The sequence below is a fragment of the Pseudomonas sp. Irchel s3h14 genome, from assembly GCF_900187425.1.
GTDB lineage: Bacteria > Pseudomonadota > Gammaproteobacteria > Pseudomonadales > Pseudomonadaceae > Aquipseudomonas.
The window spans coordinates 31,357-49,050 of the sequence record NZ_FYDJ01000032.1 but is presented as its reverse complement, the minus strand read 5'-3'; the positions used below and the strand labels follow the sequence as shown (position 1 = coordinate 49,050).

Below are 17,694 nucleotides of genomic sequence, written 5' to 3'. Positions count from 1 at the left end.
CTGGGCTTCGATGACCTGAAGCAACTCGCTGTCGAAAACTGCGTAACTCATTGTTTACCAAGGAGTTTTCCGTTTCGACTGCGCCGGAAGTGGGGCGAATTATAGACTTCCAGAATCTGCCGTCAACCCTTAATTACGCTTTTCGTGCAGAAGGTGTTTTTTTGGCTATTAATCGTGGGATTCGCCGGGTTACAGGGGGTAGTCGCAACACTAATAGCAATGCACCTATAGAGGCGTAAACCGCCCACTCCTTTAGATCAGCACGCACGATCCACAACATATGGAGCAATCCAAGCCCGAGAACCACATAGGCAAGACGATGCAATTTCTTCCAGCGAGACCCCAAACGCCGCTGACTATAGCGATTTGAGGTCACCGCCAAGGCCAATAAACAGAGAAACCCCAGCGCCCCGACAATAATGTACGGCCGTTTGCGCAACTCGACACCCAACTGCGACCAATCAAAGCCGAGGATGAACGCCGTATACCCACTCAAATGCAAAACCACATAAGCGAAGCACCACAAACCCAGTTGCCGCCGGACAGCAACCCACCCCGCCCAACCGGTAAGCTTCTGCACAGGTGTCATGCTTAAAGTAATGAGTAGCAAGACAAGCGTCCCCAACCCCAACCGGTCAACCAGCACCTTGCCCGGATCAGGCCCCAGCACATCCTCCCAGGCCTGATACAACCAAAGCAGCGGCCAGACCGCCGCAGCGATAAAGACGCCAATTCGCCAAAACGGAAATCGCATCAGTAGTTCTTCCGCAAATCGAGCCCTGTATATAGAGAGGCGACTTCATCCGAGTAGCCATTGAACATCTGCGTATCCCGCACATTGGGCTTGAACAGCCCGCTCGGCAAACGCCGCTCACGCGCCTGAGTCCAACGTGGGTGGTCGACCGCAGGATTCACGTTCGCATAAAAACCATACTCATCCGAGGCAATGCTCTGCCAGGTGGTTTTCGGTTGCTCACTCACCAGACTGATCCGCACGATGGATTTGATACTCTTGAAGCCGTATTTCCACGGAACCACCAACCGCAGAGGCGCGCCGTTCTGATTCGGCAACTCCCGCCCGTACATACCCACGGCAAGAATCGCCAACGGGTTCATCGCCTCATCCAGGCGCAGCCCTTCTACATACGGCCAGTCAATCAAGGAAAAACCGGAACGCTGCCCGGGCATGCTCTTGGGATCTTCCAGGGTTTCGAAGCGAATGAATTTGGCTTTGGACGTCGGCTCGACTTCCTTGAGCAAGGCCGAGATGGGAAATCCGATCCATGGAATCACCATCGACCAGGCCTCTACACAGCGAAGACGGTAGATGCGCTCCTCCAACTGATAAGGCTTCATGAAGTCTTCCAGTGCGTACCGTCCCGGCTTGCCCACCTCCCCGTCCACCACCACACTCCAAGGTTCTGTTTTCAGCGCGCCGGCGTTGGCGGCTGGATCACCTTTATCGGTGCCGAACTCGTAGAAGTTGTTGTAATGGGTCGCATCCTTGAATGGCGTGATCGCCTCATCCTTGACGTTGACCGCCCCCCATTTGGTAGCAGGCAGTTTTTCGGCAAACCAGGAAGGCGCCTTGCCAGGCTCGACATCCGCATAACGCGCAGCATCGGCAGCACTGCCCCAACGCGGCAAGCTGCTCACGGCCAAGCCGGCGACAGCGGCACCGAGTACGTTGCGGCGAGATAGATAGAAGGATTCAGGCGTGACGTCCGACTCATGGCAGTCAGACGCTTTGGAGACTTTGATCAGCATGGCAACTCCGCAGCATTGGAGAACAGATGCACCAATAGACTGCGGAGTATGAGGGAAGCTAAGCCTTTTTGTGCCGACGAAGACGTAACAGATATTGAACCGGGCCAGAGGCTGCATAAGCGAGGAAAACCAGCAGCAGGATGCGCGGTGGATCACTGAACACTACGGCAAACACCAACACTACAGCGAGGATGGCTACGAAAGGTACACGCCCCTTCAGATCCAGCTCCTTGAAGCTGTTGTACTTGATGTTGCTGACCATCAACATGCCGGCGGCAGCGACCATCAGCGCAACCAGGAAGGACATCTTCGAGCCCTGAATGCCGTAATCACTGAACGCCCAGACAATGCCTGCAACCACACCGGCAGCAGCCGGACTGGCCAGACCGATGAAGTAGCGCTTGTCCGCAGTGCCGACCTGGGTATTGAAACGCGCCAGACGCAACGCTGCACCGGCCACATAAATGAAGGCAACCATCCAGCCGACCTTACCCATGTCGCCCAAGGCCCAACCGAATGCCAACAATGCCGGCGCAACACCAAAGGCGACCATGTCGGACAGCGAGTCGTACTCGGCACCGAAGGCGCTCTGGGTATTGGTCATACGGGCAACGCGACCATCGAGGCCGTCGAGCACCATCGCGACAAAAATCGCGATCGCTGCAAAAGCAAAATACTTGCTCGCACCAATCGAATCACCGGCACTCAGAGCGCTCTGGGCACTCATCGAGTTGATGATGGAATAAAACCCGGCGAACAGATTCGCAGTGGTAAACAGATTCGGCAGAAGATAGATACCACGATGCCGGACTTTACGACCTTCAGCGTCATGCCCTTCCTCGATGTGTTCATCGATGGGCAGCAGGCTTTCGGCGTCAGAAGCCTGGTTTGGCTCTTCGGGACGTTCGCTCATGGACATTACCTTGCAACGGGGTGGAAAGTTTGGACAGGTGTCTGGGACGACGGTTCGGCCGCAAACGATGCAGCTTTATACCAGAACCAGCCACCCAAACGAAAAAACGCGGCCTAGGCCGCGTTTTTCGTACAAGTGCGCGACTTAGTTTTTAGCTTTGTCGACGATCTTGTTGGCACCGATCCACGGCATCATGGAGCGCAGTTGCTCGCCGATGATTTCGATACCGTGAGCGGCGTTGTTACGACGCTTGGCGGTCATCGAAGGATAGCCGGTAGCGCCTTCGCTGATAAACATCTTGGCGTATTCGCCGTCCTGAATACGTTTCAGGGCGTTGCGCATGGCCTGACGGGATTCGGCGTTGATCACTTCCGGACCGGTCACGTACTCGCCGTATTCAGCGTTGTTGGAGATCGAGTAGTTCATGTTGGCGATACCGCCTTCGTACATGAGGTCAACGATCAGTTTCAGTTCATGCAGGCATTCGAAGTAGGCCATTTCCGGCGCGTAGCCAGCTTCAACCAGGGTTTCGAAACCGGCTTTAACCAGCTCAACGGTACCGCCGCACAGAACGGCTTGTTCGCCGAACAGGTCGGTTTCAGTTTCATCCTTGAAGGTGGTTTCGATGATGCCGGTACGACCGCCACCAACGCCAGCGGCGTAGGACAGTGCAACGTTTTTGGCGTTGCCGGAAGCATCCTGGTAGATAGCGATCAGGTCAGGAATACCGCCGCCTTTGACGAACTCGGAACGCACGGTGTGGCCCGGAGCTTTCGGCGCGATCATGATCACGTCGAGGTCAGCGCGCGGAACAACCTGGTTGTAGTGGATCGCGAAGCCGTGGGAGAAGGCCAGGGTGGCGCCTTTCTTGATGTTCGGCTCGATTTCGTTCTTGTACAGAGCAGACTGGAACTCGTCCGGGGTCAGGATCATGACCAGGTCGGCAGCCGCAACAGCGGAAGCAACGTCGGTCACTTTCAGGCCGTGAGCTTCGGCTTTGGCAACAGTCGCCGAACCTTTACGCAGGCCAACAGTAACGTCAACGCCGGAGTCTTTCAGGTTGCACGCTTGAGCGTGGCCCTGGGAACCGTAACCGATGATGGCAACTTTCTTGCCCTGGATGATCGACAGGTCGCAGTCTTTTTCGTAATAAACTTTCATGAAATTCCCCTATATATCCAGGCCGTTCAGGCCATTCGCTAATTTGGTTTAGATGCTGAGTACTTTGTCGCCGCGGGCAATACCGGTTACGCCGCTGCGGACGGTTTCCAGAATCGAGGCGGTGCCAATGGACTGAATGAAGCTGTCGAGCTTGTCGCTGGTACCGGTCAATTGAACGGTATACACGCTAGCGCTGACGTCAACGATCTGCCCACGATAAATATCGGTAGTGCGTTTGATCTCGGCGCGCTGGGCACCGGTGGCCTTGACCTTGACCAGCATCAGTTCGCGCTCGATGTGAGCACTCTCCGACAGGTCGACCAGCTTGACCACTTCGATCAGCTTGTTCAGGTTCTTGGTGATCTGCTCGATCACTTCATCGTGGCCAACCGTGGTCAGCGTCAGACGCGACAGGGTCGGGTCTTCGGTAGGTGCCACGGTCAGGCTTTCGATGTTGTAGTTGCGCTGCGAGAACAGGCCGACTACACGAGACAGAGCGCCCGGTTCGTTTTCCAGAAGCAAGGAAATAATGTGCCGCATGATTATGTACGCTCCGTCTTGCTCAGCCACATATCGCGCATGGAGCCGTCTTTGATCTGCATCGGGTAGACGTGCTCGCTGGTGTCGACCGAAATGTCCAACACCACCAAGCGATCCTTCATGGCGAACGCTTCCTCCATCTTCGACTTCAAATCTTTCGAGTCGGTGATGCGCACGCCTACGTGACCATAGGCCTCAGCCAGCTTGACGAAGTCAGGCAGCGATTCCATATAGGAGTGCGAGTGACGGCTTCCGTAACTCATGTCTTGCCACTGGCGAACCATACCCAAAACGCCGTTGTTCAGGATGACGATTTTCACCGGCAAGCCATATTGCAGACAGGTGGACAGTTCCTGAATGTTCATCTGGATACTGCCTTCGCCCGTCACGCAGACGACGTCGTCATCCGGGAAGCTCAGCTTGATGCCCATGGCCGCCGGAAAACCGAAGCCCATGGTGCCCAGGCCACCGGAGTTGATCCAGCGGTTCGGCTTGTTGAACGTGTAGTACTGCGCCGCAAACATTTGGTGCTGGCCCACGTCGGAGGCCACAAAGGCATCGCCCTTGGTGACTTCGCACAGGGTTTCGATCACGGTCTGCGGCTTGATGACGCTGCCGTCACCCTTGTCGTAAGGGAACAGGCCGCGGTCACCGCGCCACTCATCAACTTGCTTCCACCAGCTGGCAACGGACTCCTTGTTCGGGGTCTCGCCGATTTCCTTGAGGATCGCGACCATCTCGGTCAGGACACTCTCGACCGGACCGACGATAGGCACGTCTGCCTTGATGGTCTTGGAAATCGAAGCCGGGTCGATGTCGATGTGAATGATCTTGGCATTCGGGCAGAACTTGGCCGGGCCGTTGATCACGCGATCGTCGAAACGAGCGCCGACTGCAAGGATCACGTCGGCATGGTGCATCGCCAGGTTAGCGGTGTAGCTGCCATGCATGCCGAGCATGCCGATGAACTGACGGTCGGTGCCAGGGTAGGCACCCAGACCCATCAGGGTATTGGTCACTGGCAGGTTGAGCATCTTCGCCAATTCGGTCAGCGGCGCGGAGCCACCACCGAGAATCACGCCGCCGCCTGCGTACATCACAGGACGCTTGGCCGCCAGGAGCATTTCTGCCGCCTTGCGGATTTGCCCGGAGTGACCGCGAACGGCCGGGCTGTAGGAACGCAGCTTGGCTTTTTTCGGGAAGATGTATTCGAACTTCTCGGCAGGGTTGGTCATGTCTTTCGGGATATCGACAACGACCGGGCCCGGACGACCGGATTGCGCCAGGTAGAACGCTTTCTTCATGACTTCCGGGATTTCCGACGCGTGCTTGATCATGAAGCTGTGCTTCACGATCGGCCGGGAGATACCGATCATGTCGGTTTCCTGGAACGCATCGGTGCCTACCATGTTGCTAGGCACCTGGCCGGAAATGACCACCATCGGAATAGAGTCCATGTAGGCAGTGGCGATACCAGTGATGGCATTGGTTGCGCCAGGACCGGAAGTCACCAGTACCACGCCGGCTTTACCGGTGGCACGGGCATAGCCGTCAGCCATATGGGTAGCCGCTTGTTCGTGACGAACCAGGATGTGGGTCACTTCCGGTTCTTTGAACAGGGCATCGTAGACATGAAGAAGAGCACCACCCGGGTACCCGTAGATATATTTGACGCCTTCGTCACGCAAAAAGCGGACGAGCATCTCACCGCCAGATAAAAGCTCCACGTTGTTCACCTCTAAAACGCCAGAATACCGCCCACATAAAAGAGGACGGGTCTTAATAGGTTTACTTCTCAGCAGAGCATGAGCGACGGTGGTCGCCGACTACGTCAGCACTGACTGAGCAAGTATTGGGATCGTCCCAAGTGTTGCGGGCCTTTCCCACCCAGCGCGAGGTAACGCGTTGCGGGTGTAACAGGTCGGCGCGGATGTGCGCCTCATGATCTGCTGAGCGGGCCTGCTTCTGGCAGTCCCTCTACAGCGGACTTTGGATTCTTCTGTTTCGTCCTCTCCAAGTCAAGTCGTCTATGTGCTTTATTGAACTAAGCACATGAGAAAGCAAGAAAAAACCGCTAAACAGCAACTGTGTTAGCTTCAATTGCGCAACCCAATACAAGGAAATGGCATGCGAACGTTTTTCCTGACCGTCAGCCTGCTGATTGGCATCAGCCCTTTGTGCATGGCCGCTCAGATCTACAAATGGGTCGACGCCCAGGGCGTTACCCACTTCGACGCCCAGCCGCCGCAAGGCCAGGAAGCCACCACTGTGGTCACGCCCTCCTCGCCTGCCGGCAACCAGCCCCCGCCGCCACGCAGCGGTGCCATTGGCGATCAACAGGCCATCGACAATAAAGTGAAAAAGCAGGTCGCCGAACAGCAAGCCCAGCTGAAGGCATTTTGCGAGCAGGCGCGAACGAACCTGGCTCAACTGCAGAACAATCCGCGAATACGGGAGGATGTCGAAGGCGAGATGCGCCGTCTGACCGACCAGCAGCGTCAGGATCGCATCACCGAAGCACAGAAACAGATTGCGGATAACTGCCAGTAGACACCTGTAGGAGCCGAGCTTGCTCCGGGCGGCGCTCCGACGATTGCAGGCGCCGCGGTGTACCAGGTACACCGCGTCATCGTTCATCGCGAGCAAGCTCGGCTCCTACAAAGGATCGGCGTTAGCGGGAGGCGGTGATCAGTAGATCAAACTCTTTGAGCAGCACCTGCAACTGCCGGTCCTTGCCCTGAACATTACGGGCGGCGAAGACCATTTCGGCCATCTCCTGAATTCCCGAAGCGTTTGGCAAGGGCAGATCCTGCTCGAGGATCACCTTCATCCGCGGAAGGAAGATCCATTGCAGCCACTGCTCGAAATCCAGCGTATCAACCGAGAAGGGTTCGACACTGGATAGCGCTTCGGCGGAGGGCGAGACCTCGTCCCACCAACCCTGAATCCGCAGCTCGCGCTCGATCAATAGCAACTGTTCGGCAATCTTCGGAAAACGCGCGTCCATCACAGCGAAACCTTGGCCTTTTGACGGGCCAATGCGGCACCAGCAGAATCACCTTGTTTCTCACGCGCCTGAGCGATCAATTCCCACAGGCTGGCCTGAAGTGCCGGACGACCATTGGCGAAGGTCAGGCCACGACGAGCAAACTGCTCGGCTTGTGGCGCATCGCCTTGAGCCATGCGCACCTGAGCCAGACGATAAAGCACTTGCGGCTCACGCGGCGCAACACGCTGGGCGCGCTCGAGACTGGAAGAAGCACCGTTGAGGTCACCGCTCGCCTGTTGCTGCTGAGCGGTAGTCAGCAAGGCCAGAACCGGACCGTCCAATTGCTCGTCGGCAGACAAGCCGCCGGAGTTCGCCGAAGGAATCCCGCTCGGCGTCGACGGCATGCTGTAGCTGCCCTGATTGATCGGTGCCGACTGAACCGGTGAAGTATCGATCGGCCCCGGGGTGATCGGGCCTGGCGTGATCGGCGCAGTGCTGATCGGTGCCGACGTCACTGCGCCACCACCTGGCACCATCACGACGACGCCGGTATCACCTTGCGGGATTGCCTGGGTCTGGGCTTGTACAGGACGTTTAGTCGTCGTCTGACGGAAACCGCCATTCGCCGAAACCCGTTCACTGTTCGAAACGGCGCTACCGGAATCCACAACCGGAATCGAACCGCGTTGTACGGAGGAGCAACCGCTGAGCAAAGCCACGGCGGTAACCGCTGGAATCAACCACTTGTTCACTTGAAACCCTCTTTGCTTAATTCATCCAGCCCTTGACCCAATCCATCACCGTTTCGCCGGAAACAGGGCTTTCGCCACCGCAAGCGGCACCGGGAGGCGGTTCGCTGCCGCGAATATACGGCATCTGCACGGCACCTGGGCAGTTGGCATCAGAGCCTTGTCCGGTACGCGAATCGACCCAGGCCTGAACAATGTTGTCTGGCTGCGGCATGTCCAGCGGCAACGGATCGGCCTTGCGCATGAAACTGGTCCAGACCTGCAGCGCACCGGTGGCGCCGGTGAACGGAGTCTTGCCGTTGTCATCGCGCCCCAGCCAGACCACTGCCAGCAGGTCCTGACTGAAACCGGCAAACCAGCTGTCCCGCGAATCGTTACTGGTACCGGTCTTGCCGGCCAGGGTCAGGGTTTTCGGCAACACGTTGTAAACCGAACTACCGGTACCTTCACGCATGACCCGCTGCATGGCGCTCTGGATCAGGTAAATGGAGGCCGGATCGAAACGCTGCTGAATCTGGAACGGATAACGCTTGAGCGGTTCGCCTTCAGCGGTCAATACACTACGGATCCCGCGCATCGGCGTATTGAAACCACCGTTGGCCAGGGTCTGGTACATGGTCGCCACTTCGATCGGGGTCAGACCGCCAGCACCCAGCAGCATCGACGGGAACGCCGGGAATTCGCGACTCACACCGAGACGCGCCAGGGTCTTCAGGACATTCGGTACGCCCACGGCCAACCCGAGACGCGCGGTCGACAGGTTGTAGGAATGCGCCAGGCCCTGATACAGGAATACGGTGCCATGGGAACGGCGATCATAGTTCTGCGGTTTCCAGACTTGACCGTCCGCGCCTTTGACCGAGAAGTAATCGTCCGACAGCCAACTGGTCAAGGTGTACTGGCTCGGCTTCTCAAGGGCTGTCAGATAAACCGCCGGTTTGATCAAAGAACCGATCGGTCGCACAGCATCCAGCGCACGGTTGAAGCCGGCAAAACCTGCCTGACGACTGCCAATCATGGCCTGGACTTCACCGGTTTCCGGGTTGGTCACGACCATGGCAGCCTCAACCTCATCGGAACCCTTGCGCCCGGAGAGTCTCTTGAAGGTGTCGTTGACCGACGCCTCGGCTTTCATTTGCAGGATCGGGTCGAAACTGGTGAAGATCCGCAGACCTTCTTCGGTCAAGTCTTCGTCGCGATAGTCTTCGCGCAGCTGACGCTTGACCAGGTCGAGGAAGCCCGGGAACGAGCTGTCGGCCAGCTTGCCGCGAGTCGTCACACCCAGTGGCATTTTCTTCGCAGCAGCGACCTGATCGGCGGTGGCAACACCTTGTTGCTCAAGTACATCGAGCACGAGATTGCGCCGTTCAAGCGCCCGTTCAGGGTTGCGACGAGGGTTGTAATAGGACGGCCCCTTGACCATGCCCACCAGCATCGCGACTTGATGCAGCTTCAGTTCAGACAACGGCTGCCCGAAGAAAAACTGGCTTGCCAAGCCGAAACCGTGCACCGCGCGCTGCCCATCCTGACCTACGAACACTTCATTGAGGTAAGCCTCAAGAATTTCTCGTTTGTCGTAATGCAGCTCAAGCAACATCGCCATCATGGCTTCGGTGAGTTTACGGGTCAGGCTGCGTTCGCTGGTCAGGTAGAAGTTCTTGACCAATTGTTGCGTCAGCGTACTGCCGCCCTGGGTCATCTTACCGCCAGAGGTGTTGACATAGACGGCTCGGGCAATCGACTTGGGCGACACGCCCCAGTGGCTGTAGAAATCCCGGTCTTCCACAGCGACCAGAGTTTCCAGCAAATACGGCGGGACCTGATCAATTTTGATCAAAATGCGATCTTCGAGATTTTTCGGGTAAATCCCGCCAATCAGTAGCGGTTCCAACCGCACCACAGAGAGTTTCGACCCGTTGGTCGCCGAAAGTTCGGCCACGTAGTCGCCAGAGAAACGCACCCGTACTGGTTGCGCTTGCTCCATGCCTTCATAGAACTGGAAGCCACGGGTATTCAAGTCGACGGTATTGCCACTGACCGCCGCTGCTCCGGGTCCATTGCTCACGCTTTCGCGTCGATAACCCAAGGCATCGAGTTCGGTCAAAAAGTCGTCCTTGCTGAGCTTTTGTCCGACGAACAGCTCCAGCGGGCGCGCGTACACCTTGGCCGGAATGGTCCAGCGCTTGCCGGAGAACTTCTCCTGGACGATCGCGTCGAGGTAAACCGCGAACCCGGCCAGCACCACAAGGCCGACCAGACTGAGTTTAAGGGCCCAGCCCAGCCAGGGGCGCAGGCCCTTGGAAGGTGGTTTTTTGGGGGTGCGGGGGGATCGAGTACGAGTCATGGCGGCGGATTATACGCACTTTATTCATACTCAACAGGAGCCCTCCGAGGTTTGCGTCAGGCGGACTTGCGGCCATAATGGCGGCCGTGAATTTTCCCCAGACTCTGAAGGATCGCCTGTGAGCCAGTCCCTGATCGCTGCCCTGCAAAACCCGGCCCTCTACCCGCATCCCGTAGACGGGTTCCAGGTCATCGAAACCCATATTTCCTGGGTAATCCTTACCGGCCCCTTTGCTTATAAAGTGAAGAAGCCAGTGAATTTCGGCTTCCTGGATTTCACCAACCTCGACGCTCGCAAGCATTTTTGCGGGGAAGAGCTGCGTCTTAACCAGCGCCTGACCAATGATTTGTACCTCGAAGTGTTGCCAATCACCGGCAGCGCCGATGCACCACAACTGGGTGGCGAGGGTCCGGTCGTCGATTACGCACTGAAAATGCGTCAATTCCCACAGAGCCAGCTGCTCAGCACGCTGCAAGCCAACGGCGAATTGACTACCGCGCACATCGACGAGATGGCCGCGCAGATCGCCCAATTCCACCTCAGCGCACCGAAAGTGCCTGCCGAACACGAAGCCGGCACGCCGGACAGCGTGATGGCACCCGTACGCCAGAACTTCGAACAGATCCGCCCGTTCCTCAGCGACAAGGCCGATCTGCTGCAACTGGATGCGCTGCAAGCCTGGGCCGAAAGCAGCTTCGAACGCCTCAAGCCACTGTTCGCCCAGCGCAAGGCCGACGGTTTCATCCGCGAATGCCACGGTGACATCCACCTGGGCAACGCCACCGTGATCGACGGCAAGGTCGTGATCTTCGACTGCATCGAGTTCAACGAACCGTTCCGCTTCACCGACGTTTATGCTGACACCGGCTTCCTGGCGATGGACCTGGAAGACCGTGGCCTGAAGAGTCTGGCGCGCCGCTTCATCAGCCAGTACCTGGAACTGACCGGCGATTACCAGGGCCTTGAGTTGCTGAACTTCTATAAAGCCTACCGTGCACTGGTTCGCGCCAAGGTCAGCCTGTTCAGCATGCCGGCCGAGGCCGACCCGGTGCAACGAGCCACCACTCTGCGTCAGTACCGCAATTACGCCAACCTGGCGGAAAGCTACAGCACCATTCCTTCGCGCTTCATGGCCATCACCCACGGCGTTTCTGCCGTCGGCAAGAGCCACGTGGCCATGCGTCTGGTGGAAGCATTGGGCGCCATTCGCCTGCGTTCCGATGTAGAGCGCAAACGTCTGTTCGGCGAGCAAACCGTGCCAAACGACCCTCAGGCCGGCATCTATAGCGCCGACGCCAGCGCCGCCACTTACACCCGACTGCATGAAGTTGCCGCGGTGATCCTGCGTGCTGGCTTCCCGGTGGTGATCGATGCAACTTACCTCAAGCGCGACCAGCGTGACGGCGCAGCAAAAATCGCCGAAGCCACCGGCGCGCCATTCCTGATCCTCGATTGCAATGCGCCGCAAGCGGTGATCGAGAGCTGGCTGGCCCTGCGTCAGGCAGACAAAAAGGACCCGTCCGACGCCAACCTGGCCGTAATCGAAGCCCAGCAAGCCACTCGTGAGGCCCTGACGCCCGAAGAGATTCTCTGCAGCAAACGCGTTCAGACCAATGAAAGCGGAACCCTCGACACAGTCGTTGCACAGATTCGCCAGCGCCTGCCGGGTCTGTAAGAAACTATTTCAGCCGTGAAGCCTTCGCCAGCTTCACGGCTGCCAAATAGTGGCACTATACTGGCGTCATAAAACCAACAGGTGATGTGACATGAGCCAGCCGAAACTTCTCGACACCCCGCTTTATGCGTTACTACACAAAGACGACATCACAGGTTTCAACAACGAGCGCCCAAAAGACGGACCTATCGACATGGTCGGTGGCGATTTCCGGGGGCTGGACCTACGTGAACTGAACGCCGACGGCGTCGACTTTACCGATGCCTACTTCCGCTCCGCCGACTTGCGCGGCATCGACTTTCGCAACGCCTCCCTGGAAGGTGCAAGCCTTGCTCACGCACAGATCTCCGGCGCCTACTTCCCGCCAGAGCTGAGTGCTGACGAGATCCTGATGTCGATGAATTTCGGTACGCGCCTGCGTTATCGCACCCGCTAAATGCGACCTTTAGCTGAACCGTTCGGCGCCCCCGCTTTGCGCTGAACGCTGGGCATGGTTTGCCCGGAAACCTGATTCCACCGCCCTCTCTTCCTACCGCACTCGCAGACTTTCACACAGCTTCGGGACTTCGCCTCTTAGAAGCTTTTGCGTCGAAACCGACCAAACAATCACGCTTTTCCTACTGATGGCTACACTCCTGAGAAGCTCGCCCACGCACCGTTCGGCCGTCGCAAGGAGGCTTGATGAATGATGAACTGCAGCACCTGAAGAATCTTGGCAAGACGTCGGCGCAATGGCTGCATGCCGTGGGCATCCACAGCGCCTCGGACTTGCGTCGCCTGGGGGCGGTGGATGCTTATCGGGCCGTGCGCACGCGCGGGTTTCGGGCGTCCAAGGTGTTGTTGTATGCCATTGAAGGAGCCCTGATGGATGTGCACTGGAACGACATTCCCGCCGAGCGCAAGGACGCCTTGAACAAACAGCTGGAAGCTATCTCGTCACGTCACAAGAACTGAACGGACGCAGCAGCCATGTACCTACTTGGGGAACAACCGGCTTACGCCGACGCGCTGATCAACCGACTGCAACATATTCCCGTCCGGCTGCTGGAAGGTTTGATGCCCTGCGGACCGAGCCTGGAATTTTCAGCCGTCGATGATCTGGCCGTCCTGTTACCCGGCGATCAACTGTTTGTGCTGGACAATGGCCTGCTGCATGGATGCATCGACGATCGGGCATTGTTCTATCTGCACGAGGGAGATCTGATCGGCTTGCGCCAGGGCACGGAGCTGCCGCGTTGCCGCTTTCGCAGCGACAGCCCGCTGGCATTGACGCCGTATCTGCGCTCCGAGGTTTTTCAGCATATCTATGCCGACCCGGAGCGTTCAGAGCTGTTCCTTCAATACATGGCCGGTCAGTCCGCCCTGCTGTCCGACGCCGTCGCGCGTCTGAAACAACCCGAGTTTCGAAACACCAATGGCTTTCAGCGCGTGGCCAGTGGCGAAGTGTTGATCCGTCAGGGCGATGAACCGGATCAGGTATTCGTCATCATTGATGGCCACGCCGAAGCCTTTGTCGACGGGCATAAAGTCGGCGATATACCCAAGGACGAGATTTTTGGCGCCATGGCGGTGTTCACTGGCGAGAAGCGTAACGCCAGCGTGATCACCAGCGAGCCCAGCACTGTCATGCTGATCCCCAAGGACCAGTTTCTCAGCCTGACCCAAAGCAATCCGAAGATCGCCCATAGCCTGATTGCGAGCATGGCCCGACATATCGACCTGCTGAATAAGCAGATCATTCTGATGAGCTCGCTCAACCGCACAGGCTGAAACCCAATGATTACGGGCGCTTCCAGTGAACGGACAGCGCATTTCAAATAATTGAGAAATCAGCGGTTGACTTGGTAATGAGAATCGCTATGATTATCACAACTGGTCGCGAGACTGGTCGATATTTGAAAAGCCCTTGGTTCGGACTCTCAGATATCTCCTCATCAGGCTAATCACGGTTATTTGACCCGGCTCTTGCCGGGTCTTTTTTTGCCTGGAGAAAAGTCGTTCGATCACTTGCCAAATTGCTTACGCATTTGCGCGCAGTAATCCTGGGGCGGCGTGGCAGGTGTGTACCAGACGTAATCAGCTATGGCCGGTGTGACCTCGCTACCCTGCTCCGCCAGCATCAACACCATAGGCGCCTGGGGTTCTCCCAGATCAAGCACATGAATCGGCACGCCGACATCCTTTCGCGCATGGTAAGCGCCGGCAATTAGCAGTGAAGGCGCAGGCGCAGCCAGCAAGCGTTCGGCCATCCGTCGGTCGCGTTGCTGCTGAACCGCCAGCATCGCCGGCATCTGCGATTTCGGCAGCAGGCCACAGTGGGAGTCGCTGACTTGCTTCAGCAACTCGTCTTTGACTGAAGCAGCGTTGGAGCGCAAACCGCTTAATGTCGGGGGATTGGCGTAAACGGCACGGACTTCAAGCGTGTCCAGATTGGCTGCCAGCAGCGGGTATGGCTGGGTCAGGGCAAAACGAACGATCGGCCCGTACAGATTCCAGTCCCAACCAGACTGCCAGGCCAATGCACTGGGCAAATCCGCCGGTGGTGTCGAGGCGTGACGAACGTCATCGACACGCGGCTGTTGATCCGGCGTGAGCATTTCCAGCAGCAGACTGCCTTGAGCTCGCCGTTCACCCAGCGACTGCAATAACCACAACTGCAGTTCATGGTGATCGCGATTGTCATGTTGCTCGCCCACGATCAGCCGTGAAGTCGTCCCCAACTGCGCAACCAGTTCCTCTGCCGTGAGGGTCTGACCGCTGCGCAAGTCCCGAATCTCGCCGACAACCGGTGGCGGAGTCGAAACATGCTGACAGGCACTCAGCATCAGCAAGGCCAGCATCAAAATCCCACGCATGTTTTCACTCCATAAAAACTCAGCGGGCGATGATCAGCGGATGCCCACGCTCCGGGTGCTGCTGCACCAGCACTTCCAGCCCGAACACTGCCTTCAGTGGTTCCGGGCGCAACACCTGCTCCGGTGTATCGAGCGCCACAGGACGCCCGCCTTCGAGCAGTAACAGGCGATCACAATAGCGCGCTGCCAGGTTCAGATCATGCAGGATCACCAGCACCGCCGCGCCGCGATTGGCAAACTCACGTACGGCTTGCAACGTGGTGTGTTGATGAAGCGGGTCGAGCATCGACGTTGGCTCATCGAGCAGCAACGTTTGCCCTGCTTCGCCCGGCCAGAGCTGCGCCAGAACCCGAGCCAGATGCACCCGCTGACGTTCGCCACCGGACAAGGCCAGATAGCTGCGGCCACTCAAATGCCCGGCATCGGCAGCGTGCAATGCGGCGGCAACTATCTCGTCATCGCGAACCCGGCCGCTTTGATGCGGCAAGCGGCCCATGCCGACCACTTCTTCGACACGAAAGGCGAAGTCCAGGGTCGAGACCTGTGGCAATACCGCCAAGCGCTGCGCTCTCAGCGTCCCGGCCCATTGATTCATTTCACGGTCGTCAAGCCAGACACTGCCGTGATCGGCATGCAACTCACCGCACAAGGCGCCGAGCAAGGTACTTTTACCGGCCCCGTTAGGTCCCAGCACACCGAGGACTTCGCCCGGCTTGAGCTCAAGCGTGATGTCCGTGAGGACAATCTTTCGGCCTCGACGGATTTGCAGATTTTGCGTTCGCAACATCAGGCACGCCCTCTGAGCAATAAATACAGAAAGAACGGCGCACCGATGAAAGCCGTGACGATCCCGATCGGCAATTCGGCCGGCGCCAGGGCCAGTCGCGCCACCAGATCGGCAAACAACAAAAGACTGGCACCCGCCAATACTGACGCTGGCAACAGCACACGATGATCGGGGCCCGCCAGCAATCGCACCAGATGCGGCACCACCAGACCCACAAACCCGATCATCCCCGCCGCGGCCACCGCAGCACCGACACCCAACGCCGTGCAAAACACCAATTCGCGCTTGAGCCCTTCGACGTCGATACCCAGGTGACCGGCCTCCGACTCACCCAGCAACAACGCATTCAAGGCTTTGGCCCGGCGCGGCAGCCACAACGCCACGCCGGCACTGATCAGCAGCAACGGCCAGAGCCGCGAATAGCTGGCGCCATTGAGGCTGCCCAGGTTCCAGAACGTCAGGGTGCGCAGCGTCGCGTCATCCGCCAGATAGGTGAACAGCCCCACGGCGGAACCGGCCAGCGCAGTCAACGCAATACCGGCCAGCAGCATGGTCGCGACATTGGTCTGCCCGTTGCGCCGGCCCAGTCGATACACCAACGCGGTCACGCCCAACCCGCCGAGAAACGCGCACAGCGATAACAGATAAGGCCCGAAGGATTCGGGCAGTCCGCCGAATACCGAACCACCGACAATCGCGATCGCCGCGCCCAATGCCGCACCGCTGGAGACGCCGACCAGCCCCGGATCAGCCAGAGGATTTCGAAACAACCCCTGCATCGCCACGCCGGACAATGCCAACACCCCTCCCACGGCCAAACCCAACAAAGTTCGCGGTAAGCGAATCTGCCCGAGGATCAGCTCGGCCTGCTCCAGCCCGTCGGGCGCGATCGGTACACCCACCAGCCGCAGGGCTGCACGCAAGGTGTCGAACAACGGCAAGCTTACCGGCCCAAGCGCCAACGACAGCCAGATGGCCAGCAAACACAGCAGGATCAGACCAATGAACAAAGCGCGGGGTTTAACCAGGATGCTCATTGGCCGGCCGAACCGGGGTAGAAAGCGTCAGACAGGTTTTTCAAGGCATCGGGTAGCCGCGGCCCCAAGCCCCCTACCAACAAAGTAGGATCAAGCTCCATGACTCGCCCGTCCTTGGCTGCGCGGGTCGAGAACAGGATCGGGTTCTCCTTGAACAACGCCGCACGGGCCGCATCGCCGGTCAGGGCACGATCGGCAAACACCAGCACCTCGGGATCCAGGCTGACCAGGGATTCGACAGAAAAGGGTTTATAGCCGGTATGCGTGGCCAGATTGTGCCCGCCGGCCTGTTGCAGCAACCAATCGGCGGCGGTGTCCTTGCCGGCGATGAGCGGTTTGCCGCCTGCGTGGCCAAGCAACAACAGCACGCCCGGCGATTTTTCTTTCAACTGTGCCCGAGTGACCCGGATCTTTTGTTGATCGAGTTGCTGTTGATAAGTCTGAAACACCTGTGAGGCCTGATCGTCAGCGCCGAGCAACTTGCCCAGATGCTGCAAATTGCCCTGCAACGTCGGCAGATCCGGCTGGGCCGAGAACAGTTCGACCTGCACGCCCGCACTGCGAACCTGCGAAAGTACCGGTGGCGGTCCCATTTCCTCGGTGCCGACCAGTATCTGCGGGCGTAAGCTCAAGATGCCCTCCGCCGACAATTGCCGCTGATACCCGATGCTTGGCAATGCCTTGAGCGATTCCGGGTGCTGACTGGTGGTGTCGACACCGACCAGTTTCGATTCACCGTCCAGCGCGCTGATCCATTCCGATAAAGCTCCACCGGCACTGACCCAACGTTGTGGCAACTCGGCCGCTGCGGCGTGATGGCTGACGAGGAGTCCGACACAAAGCGCAGCAACGCGGGTACTCAGGCGCATAAACAGCT

18 protein-coding genes are annotated in these 17,694 nt (G+C 58.2%); 5 read left to right on the top strand and 13 right to left on the bottom strand.

Annotated features, from left to right (window positions below):
* Window positions 1–133: 133 nt before the first annotated feature.
* The 6 genes from msrQ to CKW16_RS30125 all read right to left on the bottom strand — a co-directional run bounded on the left by msrQ (window position 134) and on the right by CKW16_RS30125 (window position 6,108).
* Window positions 134–754, bottom strand: a complete 621-nt coding sequence (gene msrQ, locus CKW16_RS30150) for a protein-methionine-sulfoxide reductase heme-binding subunit MsrQ (protein WP_095133141.1) — start codon at window positions 752–754, stop codon at window positions 134–136.
* Window positions 754–1,767, bottom strand: coding sequence for a protein-methionine-sulfoxide reductase catalytic subunit MsrP (gene msrP, locus CKW16_RS30145; RefSeq protein WP_095133139.1), 1,014 nt, complete (start codon window positions 1,765–1,767; stop codon window positions 754–756). Before msrP ends, msrQ begins: the two co-directional genes overlap by 1 nt.
* A gap of 58 nt (window positions 1,768–1,825) precedes the next feature.
* Window positions 1,826–2,680, bottom strand: a complete 855-nt coding sequence (pssA, locus tag CKW16_RS30140; protein ID WP_095133137.1) for a CDP-diacylglycerol--serine O-phosphatidyltransferase — start codon at window positions 2,678–2,680, stop codon at window positions 1,826–1,828.
* Window positions 2,681–2,824: 144 nt separating this feature from the next.
* On the bottom strand, window positions 2,825–3,841 hold the full coding sequence (gene ilvC, locus CKW16_RS30135) for a ketol-acid reductoisomerase (protein WP_007948647.1): 1,017 nt from the start codon (window positions 3,839–3,841) through the stop codon (window positions 2,825–2,827).
* Between the two features lie 48 nt (window positions 3,842–3,889).
* Window positions 3,890–4,381 (bottom strand): acetolactate synthase small subunit, encoded by a 492-nt coding sequence (gene ilvN / locus CKW16_RS30130; RefSeq protein WP_003176102.1) that lies wholly within the window; start codon window positions 4,379–4,381, stop codon window positions 3,890–3,892.
* A gap of 2 nt (window positions 4,382–4,383) precedes the next feature.
* Window positions 4,384–6,108 (bottom strand): acetolactate synthase 3 large subunit, encoded by a 1,725-nt coding sequence (locus tag CKW16_RS30125; RefSeq protein WP_046049403.1) that lies wholly within the window; start codon window positions 6,106–6,108, stop codon window positions 4,384–4,386.
* Window positions 6,109–6,508: 400 nt separating this feature from the next.
* Here CKW16_RS30125 and CKW16_RS30120 point away from each other — a divergent pair, with 400 nt between their 5' ends.
* Window positions 6,509–6,931: a DUF4124 domain-containing protein gene (locus CKW16_RS30120; protein WP_095133135.1), complete on the top strand. Its 423-nt coding sequence runs from the start codon at window positions 6,509–6,511 to the stop codon at window positions 6,929–6,931.
* Between the two features lie 121 nt (window positions 6,932–7,052).
* Here the strand turns inward: CKW16_RS30120 and CKW16_RS30115 are convergent, their stop codons facing one another.
* From CKW16_RS30115 to mrcB, 3 genes are read right to left on the bottom strand one after another with little or no spacing between them, the layout of a single operon-like run.
* Entirely contained in the window at window positions 7,053–7,388 is a 336-nt protein-coding gene (locus tag CKW16_RS30115; RefSeq protein WP_095133133.1) for a YqcC family protein, read from the bottom strand.
* Window positions 7,388–8,122: a M48 family metallopeptidase gene (locus tag CKW16_RS30110; RefSeq protein ID WP_095133131.1), complete on the bottom strand. Its 735-nt coding sequence runs from the start codon at window positions 8,120–8,122 to the stop codon at window positions 7,388–7,390. Before CKW16_RS30110 ends, CKW16_RS30115 begins: the two co-directional genes overlap by 1 nt.
* 16 nt (window positions 8,123–8,138) lie before the next feature.
* Window positions 8,139–10,463: a penicillin-binding protein 1B gene (mrcB, locus tag CKW16_RS30105; RefSeq protein WP_095133129.1), complete on the bottom strand. Its 2,325-nt coding sequence runs from the start codon at window positions 10,461–10,463 to the stop codon at window positions 8,139–8,141.
* 118 nt (window positions 10,464–10,581) lie between these two features.
* On the opposite strand from mrcB, the gene CKW16_RS30100 reads away from it, so the two are divergent.
* From CKW16_RS30100 to CKW16_RS30085, 4 genes are all read left to right on the top strand, one after another.
* Window positions 10,582–12,138: a bifunctional aminoglycoside phosphotransferase/ATP-binding protein gene (locus CKW16_RS30100; protein ID WP_095133127.1), complete on the top strand. Its 1,557-nt coding sequence runs from the start codon at window positions 10,582–10,584 to the stop codon at window positions 12,136–12,138.
* Between the two features lie 91 nt (window positions 12,139–12,229).
* On the top strand, window positions 12,230–12,574 hold the full coding sequence (locus CKW16_RS30095) for a pentapeptide repeat-containing protein (protein ID WP_008015079.1): 345 nt from the start codon (window positions 12,230–12,232) through the stop codon (window positions 12,572–12,574).
* Between the two features lie 245 nt (window positions 12,575–12,819).
* Window positions 12,820–13,092: a TfoX/Sxy family protein gene (locus tag CKW16_RS30090; protein WP_003228231.1), complete on the top strand. Its 273-nt coding sequence runs from the start codon at window positions 12,820–12,822 to the stop codon at window positions 13,090–13,092.
* 15 nt (window positions 13,093–13,107) lie between these two features.
* Window positions 13,108–13,908 carry a Crp/Fnr family transcriptional regulator gene (locus CKW16_RS30085; RefSeq protein WP_095133125.1) on the top strand — a complete coding sequence of 267 codons (801 nt, stop codon included), beginning with the start codon at window positions 13,108–13,110 and terminating at the stop codon, window positions 13,906–13,908.
* A gap of 233 nt (window positions 13,909–14,141) precedes the next feature.
* Here CKW16_RS30085 and CKW16_RS30080 read toward each other — a convergent pair whose 3' ends face one another.
* Genes CKW16_RS30080 through CKW16_RS30065 form a run of 4 tightly spaced genes read right to left on the bottom strand, consistent with a single transcriptional unit; the run spans window position 14,142 to window position 17,686 of the window.
* Window positions 14,142–14,993, bottom strand: coding sequence for a ChaN family lipoprotein (locus tag CKW16_RS30080; protein ID WP_095133123.1), 852 nt, complete (start codon window positions 14,991–14,993; stop codon window positions 14,142–14,144).
* Between the two features lie 19 nt (window positions 14,994–15,012).
* The gene (locus tag CKW16_RS30075) at window positions 15,013–15,780 is read right to left on the bottom strand and encodes a heme ABC transporter ATP-binding protein (protein WP_095133121.1); all 768 of its coding nucleotides are present in this window, start codon (window positions 15,778–15,780) and stop codon (window positions 15,013–15,015) included.
* Window positions 15,780–16,763 (bottom strand): iron ABC transporter permease, encoded by a 984-nt coding sequence (locus CKW16_RS30070; protein WP_176471622.1) that lies wholly within the window; start codon window positions 16,761–16,763, stop codon window positions 15,780–15,782. Before CKW16_RS30070 ends, CKW16_RS30075 begins: the two co-directional genes overlap by 1 nt.
* A 50-nt stretch (window positions 16,764–16,813) precedes the next feature.
* A complete protein-coding gene (locus CKW16_RS30065; protein WP_095133113.1) occupies window positions 16,814–17,686 on the bottom strand; it encodes a hemin ABC transporter substrate-binding protein in 873 nt (290 codons plus the stop codon).
* Between the last annotated feature and the right edge of the window lie 8 nt (window positions 17,687–17,694).